The sequence below is a fragment of the Bifidobacterium sp. M3-N-101 genome, assembly GCF_023656805.1.
Taxonomy (GTDB): domain Bacteria; phylum Actinomycetota; class Actinomycetes; order Actinomycetales; family Bifidobacteriaceae; genus Bifidobacterium; species Bifidobacterium breve.
In genome coordinates this window covers 210,411-222,055 of sequence record NZ_JAMOKQ010000001.1, presented here as the reverse complement: position 1 = coordinate 222,055, position 11,645 = coordinate 210,411, and the positions used below count along the sequence as shown (strand labels likewise).

Here is an 11,645-nt window from a genome sequence, read left to right as displayed (position 1 = left end):
GTGATCATCATGGCACAGCAAACGAAAAGCAAGTCGGGGCGCAGTCCTCGCAGCAACCCGATTGCCACGTGGTGGAGCGGCGTGGACCGTTCCAGCAAGGTGCTCTATGGAGCCGTTGTGGTGGTTTGCCTTGGGTTTTATATCCTGCTTGGCGATACGCTGTACAACGTCGGTACATTGCAATCCATGGGATTCCAGATTGGCGAGTTCATGTTTCTGGCGCTCGCCATGGGCATTGTGATGCTCACTGGTGGCATCGACCTTTCGGTGGTTGCTAATATGAACGTTTCCGCAATTATCATCGCGTGGATGTTGTCGGGAAGCGAAATGGGTCGTCTCGGTTCGCCGTGGGTCTCAATTGCTGTGGCGGTGTTGCTGGGCATCGTCGCAACGGTGGTTTGCGGCATGGTGAACGGTCTTCTTGTCTCGTTAGCCGGCGTCAATCCGATTGTGGCGACGTTGGGTACTCAGCTGTTGTTTACGGGAATAGCTTCTGCGGCAACCAACGGTTCATCAATTGGTGTTGGCGTGCTGGATTACGCGATGCTGGGCATTTCTACGGTCGCCGGCGTACCGGTGGTGTTCCTCCTCGGATTGGTGTGCTATCTCGTTGTTGGCTGGATAACCAGCCGCACGAGATACGGTCGTGAACTATATTTCTACGGTTCCAATCCGGTGGCATCGCTGTTCTCGGGGCATCGCGTCAACCGAACGTTGGTCCTCGCTTATGCTGCGGCAGGCATTTTCGTAGGTTTGGCTGCGATGGTCATGGTTGCTCGAGTTAATTCCGCGCGTGTTGGATTCGGTGAAACGTACCTGTTGCAGGCTCTTCTGGTCGTGGTGCTTGCCGGCTTTGACCCGTTTGGCGGCCGTGGTCGGTTTGGCAATCTGCTGTTGGCAGTGATCATGTTGCAGGTGCTGCAGACTGGATTCACCATTCTCAATTTCTCCCCGTTCGTCAAGAACCTTGCTTGGGGTTCTGCTCTGGTGATTGTCATGGTGCTGAGCCGGGCGTTTGAACTGCGAGCAAACCGGACAGGGCGCACCGCGAAAGTCGCGGCGGATACTGCTTCCACTTCGGTCAAGACCAAGGAGTCTAACAATGAGTGAATTATCTAAAGGTGTAGTCGACGCAGCGCAGGCGGAAGGTATTCTGACCGAGCTGAGGCAGACTTTCGATCGTCTGGACTATCAGGCGGTGAATGAAGTCCTCCCCGTTTTGCGGTCTGCGCGTCGCATTGTTTGTGCTGGTGTTGGGCGTGAGGGGCTTACTTGCCGGGCGTTTTGCATGCGCCTCATGCACCTTGGCTACGATAGCCACTGGGTGTGGGATGATACTGCTCCGGCGCTGGGTGAGGGAGATGTGTTTTTCTTCACCTGCGGATCAGGGCAGATCGCACATCTATTGACGATTGCGCAGTTGGCTAAGGATACCGGTGCAACGGTGGTGTGTGTCACTGGCGTGCCGAATAGCGATGCTGCGCGTTTATCCGATCATGTGGTGTTCATTCCTGCATCTGTGTATAAGGGCTCTGGCGATTTGGTGCCGACTGTGCAACCCATGGGCACATTATGGGAAACAGCGTCGTGGATTCTGCTTGATGCCATCGTGTACGGACTGCATGAGCGCGATAATATTGGGTACGCGGAAATGGCGGCCCGACACCGCAACTATGAGTAGCGGTCTTTGACGAGGGCGTTAGTGCGCCCGTCTGACATGCAATGTCTGCCTGCAGAACTTGGTGCGGTGGTTTCCTTGTTTTGCGGGCAGGCAATGCTTTATGTCGTTCCCTGCAGACGATGCTGAGTAATGAACTCAGGGTTTTATGAAATTCTATGCAACCGTTGGGTTGCCGAGTATTGTATGAGGGCTTTCATCTTTGGCTGGCAGGTTGTTATGTGCATTTTTGGTTTTGTTGGTTGTTTTCTTGCTTTCGGGTAACATGGGTTTTCGGGAAAATGAACATGACCTGTGAAAGGTTGCTTGCTATGGCCGGTGCACCGAACAATTCCGAAACCACCCAGTATCCCGATCTCGTTATCGTTGGCGCAGGCCTGTTTGGCCTGACGGTGGCGCAGCAGGCGGTGGAGCACACCGGCGCTCGCGTGCACATCATCGACGTGCGCGACCACATCGGCGGCAACGCATACTCGTATATCGATGAGGAGACGGGCGCGGAGATCCACAAGTACGGCGCTCATCTGTTCCATACCTCCAACAAGCGTGTGTGGGACTACGTGAACCGCTTTACGAGCTTCACCAACTATGTGCACCGCGTGTACGCCACGCACGATGGCGAGGTCTACCCGCTGCCGATCAACCTGGGCACTATCAACCAGTTCTTCCACGCGCACTACACGCCGGCCGAGGCGCAGAAGCTCATCGCCGAGCAGGCGGGCGAGCTGGCCGGCACTGATCCGCAGAACCTCAACGACAAGGGCATCCAGCTGATCGGTCGCCCGCTGTATGAGGCGTTCATCAAGAACTACACCGGCAAGCAGTGGCAGACCGACCCCTCCGAGCTGCCGGCCGCCATCATCAAACGCTTGCCCGTGCGCTTCAACTACGACAATCGCTACTTCAGGGACACGTGGGAGGGGCTGCCCGCGGACGGCTACACCAAGTGGATGGAGCGCATGATCGACGACCCGCGCATCACCGTGGAGCTGGGCGTGGACTTCTTCGACGAATCCCAGCCGTACAACAAGACCGCGCTCAAGGCCGCGGGCGTGCCGGTGGTGTACACGGGTCCGGTGGACCGCTATTTCGACTACGAGCTGGGCGACCTCAAGTGGCGCACGGTGGACTTCAAGGAGATCCGCTACGACGAGGGCGACCACTTCGGATGCCCGGTGATGAACTTCTCCGACGCGGACGTGCCCTACACCCGAGCCATCGAGTTCAAGAACTTCAACCCGGAGCGCCACGACTCCCAGAACCCGGACAAGACCGTGGTGTGGGAGGAATACAGCCGCTTCGCCGAGCGCGGCGACGAGCCGTACTACCCGGTCAACACCGACGCGGACAAGGCACTGTACGCCCAGTACGAGGCCAAGGCCAAGGCCGAGCCGAACACCGTGTTCGGCGGCCGCCTCGGCACTTACAAGTACTACGACATGCACAACGTGATCGACACCGCCCTCACCGCTTACGAGGAGCGGGTCGCACCGCTGCTGGCCAAGTAACAGCCGATTGCGCGATTACGCAACGAATCCAACCCCAAGTCCGAAGCCGTCATGATTATGCCAACGATAATCATGACGGCTTCGGACTTGTTGATTCTTTGGGGTGACTACAAACCGCTGACGGCGATGTGCGCTTTGAGGTAGTCGTCTATGGCGAATACGCCTGAGGTGTCTCCGGCGCGAATCTGGGCGGAGATGGAGTCATATTCAACGGTGCCTCCGGTTTGCAGATCGGTAACGTCTTCAGCATCGTCCGCCGAAATGGAGGCCGGGTCGGAGGCGGCGACAAGTGCCCATCGTGTGGCCCACATCTGCACGGGGGTGTTGCCGGCCTGATATTTCTGGATGAGGCTGGTACCTATGTCTCCGGCGTTGCTGGAATCCGAGACTCGGAACGTGCATAGCGCATATTTCGGGTGTTCTCGGTCGGTGACGGTGATGGTGCTGCCGTCCACCGAGGTGGTGATTTTGTTGTGCCACGAGTAGGGCAAGGTGACGCGATACGAATCAGATTCCACGGTGAGCGACTTTTTGACTGCGTCGCTGTACTGCCAGACGATATTAATGACGTTGCCGCTGCGCTTCTGATAACGGTCATAATCTCCCAGCGACGTCACAGTCCACGAGTCGCTGAGATCTGCGGTGTCCGCAATATCCAGTTCATCGGCCATGCAGGAGCGCTGTGACGAGCCATCCATACCGCCCTCGGTGGCGTGCATCCACACTTTGCTGTGATCTGTAGACCTCTTCCAGGAGAATGCCTCGGGATCGGGCGCATTGTGCGGTGCGCAATCCAGCCATGCTTCGTCAAGCTCCCCGTCCAGATCACTGGGGCCGGAGTAGGCGTCTGTCCAGTCGCCCTGGGTTGGGTCATCAACAACAGTCTTCTGCTGATTGGAATCCGTCTTGCTGTTGCTCTTGGGAGTCTGCGAGGATTGCTGCTTTTTTGGTTCAGTGGTTGGCGCAGATTGGGGCGTCCCGCAAGAAGCGAGTAGCGCAATCAGCGGTACGAGAAGAACCACGGCAAAACGACGATGTCTCATATCACAAGTCTAACTGTGTAGGAGTTCGATTGCTGGGGGCTGTAGAAAGGGGATGTCGTATTCCCGCACGTCTTTCGTTACGATTGTCACTGTCGTTACGATTGTCACTGGGGATAGAATGAAAGTCATGCCTCATCGCGAGGCGTGCGCAAGCTGAAGGAGCAGAGGCTATGACTGATTCCAACACCAATCCTTATGCCGGTTCGGGGCAGTCGCCGTGGCAGCCCGAGCAGGCTCCGGCGCCTTCATCTGAATCCGATTCGGGTGCTGCAAATCCATCCGGCGAGGCTGGATCCCAGCAGCCTAATAATACTTATCCTGGTGGCGGTTCCGTGCCTCCGCAGACACCGTACAATCCGTACGCTCAAGGCGGAACGCCGTATGGGCAGCAGTACAATCCGAACTACAGCCAGCCCTATGCCCAGCAGTATGGCTACATGCCCCCAGCGGCCAATCAGCAGTACAACGGGTTTGCCATTGCGGGCTTTGTCTGCTCGTTCTTTACCTCAATCATCGGTTTGATTTTCAGCATCATCGGCTTGAACCAGATCAAACGGCAGGGCGGCAAAGGCAAAGGCTTGGCCACTGCGGGCATCATCATCAGCGTGGCAAAGCTGGGCATCTAGCTGCTGCTGATTGTGATGATTATCGTCGGTCTCTTTTTGGGTATGGGCGATGCCGTGACGAATGATTTGCGGTCGGATTATTCATACAGCAGATACGACGACATGGACGATCAGTATGATTCGTACTATTATGACGACCAGTACGACTACGACGATTCTGGCGATATCGATATCGATGATTTGGATCGCGCGCTTGAGCAGCTGAATGGCGTGTCGGAATGGTCCCCTGCTTTTACCGTCTACTCTCCAGCGGTTTCCATCAGCGAATGAATAGGTGATGAGATTCCTGCGGCGTGGCATTGACCGGCCGTGGGAGGAATAGTCATTGCCGGGCGCGGGCTGGGCGTAGTCTTGGAGTCATGAGACTCGCACGTTTTTCTTTGAATGATTCGCCGCGCTACGCCTTCGTGCAGAAGGACGAAACGGACGGCAAGGACTACCTCATCGAGCTGGACGGTCATCCGCTGGCCGGCGACCAAGTCGCTCCTACCGGTAATCGTTACCCGGTTGATGGCGATGGCATCCGCCTGCTTTCTCCAGTGATTCCTTCCAAGGTCTACGGTCTGGCCAAGAACTATGAGGCGCACGCCCAGTTCATGCACGAGGCCGGCCATTCGGAAATCGCCCATGCGCCTGAGAACATGGTGATTTTCACCAAGCCGTCCACCTCGGTGATTGGCCCCGATGATCCGATCGTGTACCCGGCCTGCTCCAAGGACATGAACTTCGAGCCTGAAGTGGCCGTGGTGATGGGTCGTATTGCCAAGAACGTATCCGTTGAGAACGCAATGGATTACGTGCTCGGCTTCACCTGCGTGAACGACGTGACGCTGCGCGACCTGCAGGGCATCGATCCCACATGGACGCGAGCCAAGGGATTCGATACCTCCTGCCCGCTCGGCCCGTGGATTGTGATGCGTGATGACCTGAATTGGAAGGACGCCGAGATTTCGTTCACGCTGAACGGCGAGGACGTGCCGATGGCATCCGGTACTACCGCAAACCTGATTCACGGCATCCCTGAGCAGATCGCCGCAATCTCCAGCTTCTCCACACTGCTGCCCGGCGACGTAATCATGACCGGTACGCCGAATGCTTCCGGTCATCTTGATCCCGGTGACGAGACCATTGTGCACGTCGAGGGTATTGGCGATCTGCGCAACGTGATTGTGCGGGCGTAGGACTCAGAAACGCGCCTTACGCTCCCGGTAGAAGCGCGTGCAAGACGGTCATCACCACCAAGCTGATGATGGCCGTCACTGTTAATGAGAAGCCGGCGAGCTTGGCATTGCCGGTCAACGAATCGGTGAACTTGGTCGAGAAAATCGTGATTGGGGCAAAGGAGCCCAGCACGATGATTTCGCGGATTCTCATGTCAAACGGCAGCAGGAACCATGCCGCTACGGCGATAATTGCGCCGAACGCCATACGCCAGGCGATTACCTTGCCCAGCTCCACCTTGTCTTTACGGTTGTCTGGAATCTCCATCATGAGCCCGATCATCGCCATGGCGCAGAAAGCGTTCGCGTTGGCAAATGGCGTAATGATTGTGACGATAGGCTGCGGAATCGTGATGTGCAGGAACATGAACACCAGCATCAGCATGTAGATGTCGAACGAAATCGAACTCAGAAAATCACGGGCAATGTTGCGCAGGCGCAGGATAAGCGGCAGCGATTTGAAGTTCTCGTCCATATGCAGCAGCGTGCGCGTGATGGTCAGTGAACCTGCCGTGGCCACGGTGGCGTTGCCGATATCGAGCATGATGATCGGCAAGCCAGCGGATGCGCCCATAAAGGTCTGCACCACCGGCAGACAGAACGCGCCGAGATTCAGTCCCGAGGCGTTGAGCATTTGGAAGGCGCGGTAGTTCTTCTCGTCGCCACGCGATCCGATATACACGATGAACAGCGGAATCGCGCAGGCGAAGAAGCCGAACAGCACAATCCACAGCATGTGCATATCGTGCTTGTTAGTGGCGAACGACAGGATAATCGCGCACGGCAGCGTGAGGTTGAACACCAGTCCTTGAACAACCCTGTAATCGCGTTCGCCGAAAATATGGACGTGCTTGAGTGCGTAGGCGCCGATAATAACGAGCAGTAGCGAACCGGCTTGGAAAATCATGTTCTTCTCTTATCCCACAACGCGCTAGCCGCAGTAGTCGGGGAGCGGTTCAAGCGCACAACAAACCGAGTGCGAGTATAGGAGTGTCGCGGGGCATATTTCGCCTCCCGGCGCATATTGTGGACGCCCGTCTAGGCTTGCTCCCGCTGGTGAGAGCTGTCCGCGGAAGCGGACTGAGAGTGGTCAACCCCAAAACAGACCAATTTCAACCATTTCTGGCGCCGTCTCTAACCTTCCTCACTCGAAAACCTGCGCGGGTTCCAAAACTTGAGTCACTTACACTCAACTTTTGGGAATAGAATAGGCGTCAGGTCGGTTGAGCATATCAGATAACGACACATTGCGGTCTGCTACGGCGCTCGCAGAGCGTGCGAAACCTCAAGACGAGACGCAGCGGAACGCATGACATGGAGGAATACGATATGGAACAGAAGTTCACCACTATGGCCCAAGAAGCCGTCGGCGACGCGATTCAGAGTGCGTCCGCCGCAGGAAACGCGCAGGTCGAGACCCTGCACGTCATGGATGCGTTGCTGCGTCAGGAAAACGGCGTGGTGCGCTCCCTCATCGAGGCCGCGGGCGGAGACCCACAGGCCATCGGCGCTGCCGTGCGTAACGCTTTGGTCGCGCTGCCGAGTGCGTCCGGCTCCAGCACTTCGCAGCCGCAGGCCAGCCGTCAGCTGACCGCAGCCATCGCCCAGGCCGAGAAGGAAATGCAGCAGATGGGCGACGAATACGTCTCCACCGAGCACCTGCTCATCGGCATCGCGGCCAGCAAGCCGAACCAGTCGGCTGAAATCCTGGAGAAAAACGGCGTCACCGCCGCTTCCCTGCGTAAGGCTGTGCCCGGCGTGCGCGGCGGCGCGAAAGTCACCAGCCCGGACGCGGAAGGCTCGTACAAGGCTTTGGAGAAGTACTCTACCGACCTGACGGCCGCCGCCAAGGAAGGCAAGCTCGACCCGGTCATCGGCCGTGACCAGGAGATTCGCCGTGTGATTCAGATCCTGAGCCGCCGTACCAAGAACAACCCTGTGCTGATCGGTGAGCCTGGCGTCGGCAAGACCGCCGTCGTGGAGGGCTTGGCCCAGCGTATCGTGGCGGGCGACGTGCCCACCACCCTGCAGGGCAAGAAGCTCATCTCCCTTGACCTGGGCTCCATGGTGGCCGGCTCGAAGTACCGTGGTGAGTTCGAGGAGCGCCTGAAGAGCGTGCTCAACGAAATCAAGAACGCGGACGGCCAGATCATCACCTTCATCGACGAGATCCATACCATCGTCGGCGCGGGTGCGGCCGAAGGCTCCATGGATGCCGGCAATATGCTCAAGCCCATGCTGGCCCGCGGCGAGCTGCGGCTGATCGGCGCGACCACGCTGGACGAGTACCGCGAGAACATCGAGAAGGATCCGGCGCTGGAGCGTCGTTTCCAGCAGGTGTTCGTGGGCGAGCCTTCCGTGGAAGACACCATCGCCATTCTGCGTGGCCTGAAGCAGCGTTACGAGGCTCACCATAAGGTAACAATCGGCGATGACGCGTTGGTTGCCGCCGCAACCCTGTCGAACCGCTACATTTCGGGTCGTCAGCTGCCGGACAAGGCCATCGATCTGGTTGATGAGGCGGCTGCCCACCTGCGTATGGAGCTCGACTCCTCGCCTGAGGAAATCGATGAGCTGCAGCGCAAGGTGACCCGTCTTGAGATGGAGGAAATGCAGCTCAAGAAGGCCGAGGATCCCGCGTCCAAGGAGCGTCTGGGCAAGCTGCAAGCCGAACTCGCGGACACCCGCGAGAAGCTCAGCGGCCTCAAGGCGCGTTGGGATGCGGAACAGGCCGGCCACAACAAGGTCGGTGACCTGCGTGCCAAGCTCGATGACCTGCGTGTGCAGGCGGATAAGTTCACCCGTGAGGGAAATCTGGCGGATGCCTCGAAGATTCTGTACGGCGAAATTCCGGCCATTCAGAAGGAGCTTGCCGCCGCGGAGAGCGCGGACGCCGAATCTGCTGATGCGGGTGCCGAGAATCCGGCTGATGAGCCGATGGTTCCGGACCGCGTGGATGCCGACTCGGTGGCTGAAATCGTCTCCGACTGGACCGGCATTCCCGTTGGCCGCCTGATGCAGGGCGAAAACGAGAAGCTGCTGCACATGGAGGACTACCTCAGCAAGCGCGTGATCGGCCAGAAGGAAGCCATCGCCGCCGTGTCCGACGCGGTGCGTCGTTCGCGTGCCGGTATCTCCGACCCGAACCGTCCGACCGGATCGTTCCTGTTCCTTGGTCCCACCGGTGTGGGTAAGACCGAGCTGGGCAAGGCGCTCGCCGACTTCCTGTTCGACGACGAGAAGGCCATGGTCCGTATCGACATGTCCGAATACATGGAGAAGGCTTCGGTCTCGCGCCTGATCGGCGCGGCTCCGGGCTACGTGGGTTACGAGCAGGGCGGTCAGCTGACCGAAGCCGTGCGCCGTCGCCCGTACTCCGTGGTGCTGTTCGATGAAGTCGAAAAGGCCAATCCGGAGATCTTCGACGTGCTGCTGCAGGTACTCGATGATGGCCGCCTGACCGATGGTCAGGGCAGGACCGTGGACTTCAAGAACACGATCCTGATCATGACCTCCAACTTGGGCTCGCAGTTCCTCGTGAACGAGGACATGGACGCCGACGCCAAGAAAAAGGCCGTGATGGATGCGGTCCACATGAACTTCAAGCCGGAGTTCCTGAACCGTTTGGACGATATTGTCATGTTCCACCCGCTCACGCGCGAGGAGCTTGGCGGCATCGTGGATATCCAGGTCAAGGGCGTGGCCCAGCGCCTGACCGACCGTCGCATCACGCTGGACGTCACCGATTCGGCTCGCGAGTGGCTGGCCAACACCGGCTACGACCCGGCCTATGGCGCTCGTCCGCTGCGTCGCTTGGTGCAGACCGAAGTTGGCGACCAGCTGGCCCGCATGTTGCTGGCCGGCAAGGTCCACGACGGCGACACCGTGCTCGTCGACCAGACCGGCGGCGAACACCTGGAGCTCTCCGCCTGGGCGAGTGACCAGATTGCCTCCGACGATCCGGACGTGAGCGTAGACAACGTCTCCGAAGACAAGTGACAATCACTGGCTCCCCTCTCCGAGGGGAGCTGTCAGCGAAGCTGACTGAAGGGAGTTCGGGCGGCTTCGCAACAGTGGTTTTTCTCTGCAAAATCTCTTAAACAGGTGGGGATGGTAGCGGTCATACCCACCTTTTCGTCTTTGTGGGTCTATCTCGATTTCGAGGGGCTGATTTGCCCTCTTTCGGAGGTCTACTTCCATTTCGAGGGGCTGCTCATCCATTGAACCGCAAGTATCAGTGGCTTTATGGCAACGCCATTCCGCCGTTTTGGGGCCTTATCTACTTGGCTGCCAGCCCCTTGAAACGGAAGTAGACCTCCCGCAACATCGAAATCAGCCCCTCGAAACGGAAGTATCTTCCCGGTCCGTCTCAATTGCGTTTCCCAAGAGTGGAAGAACCGTGATATCAAGGTGTTCACTGCTGCATATGGTAGGAAAGTGAGTGTTGGCGGACGAAGGGAGGGCTAGTGACCGGACGATTTGCGCCGACACCATCGGGACGCATGCATATCGGCAACGTGTATGCCATGCTGGCCGCATGGCTTTCGGCCCGCTCTCGTGGTGACCGCATGCTGATGCGCATCGAAGACGTGGATAAGCCGCGCGTGATTGCCGGTGCCGATCGGCTCATGCTGGATGATCTCCGTTGGCTGGGCCTTGACTGGGACGGCGAGCCGATATTCCAGTCCCAACGCACAGAACGCTACGAATATGCATTGGAGTGCTTGCGCTCGCGAGGCGTGCTATATCCCTGCTTCTGCTCGCGTGCCGATATCCGTGCGGCTTCCGCCCCCAACGAAGGCGACGGTTTCATGGTCTATCCCGGCACCTGCCGTCATTTGCTTCGCAATCATCCCGGCGAGGTGCATTCCCGACTAGCTCGCGGCGACCAGCACTCCGTTCGCATCGCCATGCCAGAACCGAGGGCAATGTCGGACGGCCCGTTTGCGAACCTATATACGTCATCGGAAGCGTCAACGCCCGTGCGTGGCGATGGAATTGCCGACTGTATTACAAGTTTTGATGATTGTGTTTACGGTCCACAGCATTACGATTTGCCTCATGAAGTGGGCGATTCGGTGATTCGCCGAGCTGATGGACTGTTCGGCTATCAGCTTGTTGTGGTTGTGGATGATTTGGATATGGGCGTTGACGACATCGTGCGTGGCCGTGATTTGCTACGCTCCACTGCATTGCAGATGTGGATTCGCCAATGCCTGCTGGCCGGAGGATTCCGGCCGGAGTGCGCGAGCGATGCACGAGTATCTGCCGAACACCCGAAGTATGTGCATTTGCCCCTCATCGACAACGCGGCCGGTCGGCGTTTAGCCAAGCGCGAACGCTCTCTGGATATGGGAGCCCTGCGAGCCCGTGGCGTGACCCCTGAACAAATCATTGGCTATTGTGCTTGGCTGTTACGTTTACAATCCGCTCCAATCCCTTGCAAACCCGCCGATCTGTTGGCCGATTTCAGTTGGGAGCCGCTGCGCGCCAATCACCCTGACCGTGCGTTGAAGCCGGATGATCCAACCACTCCACAATGGCTGGCAGAAGCGTTAAGCTAGAGGCAG

General features: G+C 58.1%; 10 protein-coding genes. 8 read left to right on the top strand and 2 right to left on the bottom strand.

Features of this window, described 5'->3' with window-relative positions:
- Positions 1-9: 9 nt before the first annotated feature.
- From NBH12_RS01045 to glf, 3 genes are all read left to right on the top strand, one after another.
- Positions 10-1,110 (top strand): ABC transporter permease, encoded by a 1,101-nt coding sequence (locus NBH12_RS01045; protein ID WP_052828782.1) that lies wholly within the window; start codon positions 10-12, stop codon positions 1,108-1,110.
- Positions 1,103-1,681 carry an SIS domain-containing protein gene (locus NBH12_RS01040; protein WP_016462673.1) on the top strand — a complete coding sequence of 193 codons (579 nt, stop codon included), beginning with the start codon at positions 1,103-1,105 and terminating at the stop codon, positions 1,679-1,681. Before NBH12_RS01045 ends, NBH12_RS01040 begins: the two co-directional genes overlap by 8 nt.
- Positions 1,682-1,989: 308 nt before the next feature.
- Positions 1,990-3,186 carry a UDP-galactopyranose mutase gene (glf, locus tag NBH12_RS01035; protein ID WP_052828781.1) on the top strand — a complete coding sequence of 399 codons (1,197 nt, stop codon included), beginning with the start codon at positions 1,990-1,992 and terminating at the stop codon, positions 3,184-3,186.
- 107 nt (positions 3,187-3,293) lie between these two features.
- Here the strand turns inward: glf and NBH12_RS01030 are convergent, their stop codons facing one another.
- The gene (locus NBH12_RS01030; protein WP_052828780.1) at positions 3,294-4,229 is read right to left on the bottom strand and encodes a hypothetical protein; all 936 of its coding nucleotides are present in this window, start codon (positions 4,227-4,229) and stop codon (positions 3,294-3,296) included.
- 170 nt (positions 4,230-4,399) lie between these two features.
- Here NBH12_RS01030 and NBH12_RS01025 point away from each other — a divergent pair, with 170 nt between their 5' ends.
- The 3 genes from NBH12_RS01025 to NBH12_RS01015 all read left to right on the top strand — a co-directional run bounded on the left by NBH12_RS01025 (position 4,400) and on the right by NBH12_RS01015 (position 6,036).
- On the top strand, positions 4,400-4,855 hold the full coding sequence (locus tag NBH12_RS01025) for a DUF4190 domain-containing protein (protein WP_250819067.1): 456 nt from the start codon (positions 4,400-4,402) through the stop codon (positions 4,853-4,855).
- A gap of 15 nt (positions 4,856-4,870) precedes the next feature.
- The gene (locus tag NBH12_RS01020; RefSeq protein WP_250819066.1) at positions 4,871-5,125 is read left to right on the top strand and encodes a hypothetical protein; all 255 of its coding nucleotides are present in this window, start codon (positions 4,871-4,873) and stop codon (positions 5,123-5,125) included.
- An 89-nt stretch (positions 5,126-5,214) separates the two neighbouring features.
- A complete protein-coding gene (locus NBH12_RS01015) occupies positions 5,215-6,036 on the top strand; it encodes a fumarylacetoacetate hydrolase family protein (RefSeq protein WP_021649942.1) in 822 nt (273 codons plus the stop codon).
- Positions 6,037-6,052: 16 nt separating this feature from the next.
- Here NBH12_RS01015 and NBH12_RS01010 read toward each other — a convergent pair whose 3' ends face one another.
- A complete protein-coding gene (locus NBH12_RS01010; RefSeq protein ID WP_065464572.1) occupies positions 6,053-6,982 on the bottom strand; it encodes an AEC family transporter in 930 nt (309 codons plus the stop codon).
- Positions 6,983-7,404: 422 nt separating this feature from the next.
- On the opposite strand from NBH12_RS01010, the gene clpB reads away from it, so the two are divergent.
- Positions 7,405-10,074 (top strand): ATP-dependent chaperone ClpB, encoded by a 2,670-nt coding sequence (clpB, locus tag NBH12_RS01005; protein WP_250819065.1) that lies wholly within the window; start codon positions 7,405-7,407, stop codon positions 10,072-10,074.
- 467 nt (positions 10,075-10,541) lie between these two features.
- Positions 10,542-11,639, top strand: coding sequence for a tRNA glutamyl-Q(34) synthetase GluQRS (gluQRS, locus tag NBH12_RS01000; protein ID WP_052788300.1), 1,098 nt, complete (start codon positions 10,542-10,544; stop codon positions 11,637-11,639).
- Positions 11,640-11,645: the final 6 nt, after the last annotated feature.

Excerpts from the sequence above, each read along its gene's own strand:
- NBH12_RS01010 (WP_065464572.1), bottom strand. The coding sequence starts at position 6,982 with ATGATTTTCCAAGCCGGTTCGCTACTGCTCGTTATTATCGGCGCCTAC.
- NBH12_RS01030 (WP_052828780.1), bottom strand. The coding sequence starts at position 4,229 with ATGAGACATCGTCGTTTTGCCGTGGTTCTTCTCGTACCGCTGATTGCG.
- clpB (WP_250819065.1), top strand. The coding sequence starts at position 7,405 with ATGGAACAGAAGTTCACCACTATGGCCCAAGAAGCCGTCGGCGACGCG.
- glf (WP_052828781.1), top strand. The coding sequence starts at position 1,990 with ATGGCCGGTGCACCGAACAATTCCGAAACCACCCAGTATCCCGATCTC.
- NBH12_RS01040 (WP_016462673.1), top strand. The coding sequence starts at position 1,103 with ATGAGTGAATTATCTAAAGGTGTAGTCGACGCAGCGCAGGCGGAAGGT.
- NBH12_RS01015 (WP_021649942.1), top strand. The coding sequence starts at position 5,215 with ATGAGACTCGCACGTTTTTCTTTGAATGATTCGCCGCGCTACGCCTTC.
- NBH12_RS01045 (WP_052828782.1), top strand. The coding sequence starts at position 10 with ATGGCACAGCAAACGAAAAGCAAGTCGGGGCGCAGTCCTCGCAGCAAC.
- NBH12_RS01020 (WP_250819066.1), top strand. The coding sequence starts at position 4,871 with ATGATTATCGTCGGTCTCTTTTTGGGTATGGGCGATGCCGTGACGAAT.
- NBH12_RS01025 (WP_250819067.1), top strand. The coding sequence starts at position 4,400 with ATGACTGATTCCAACACCAATCCTTATGCCGGTTCGGGGCAGTCGCCG.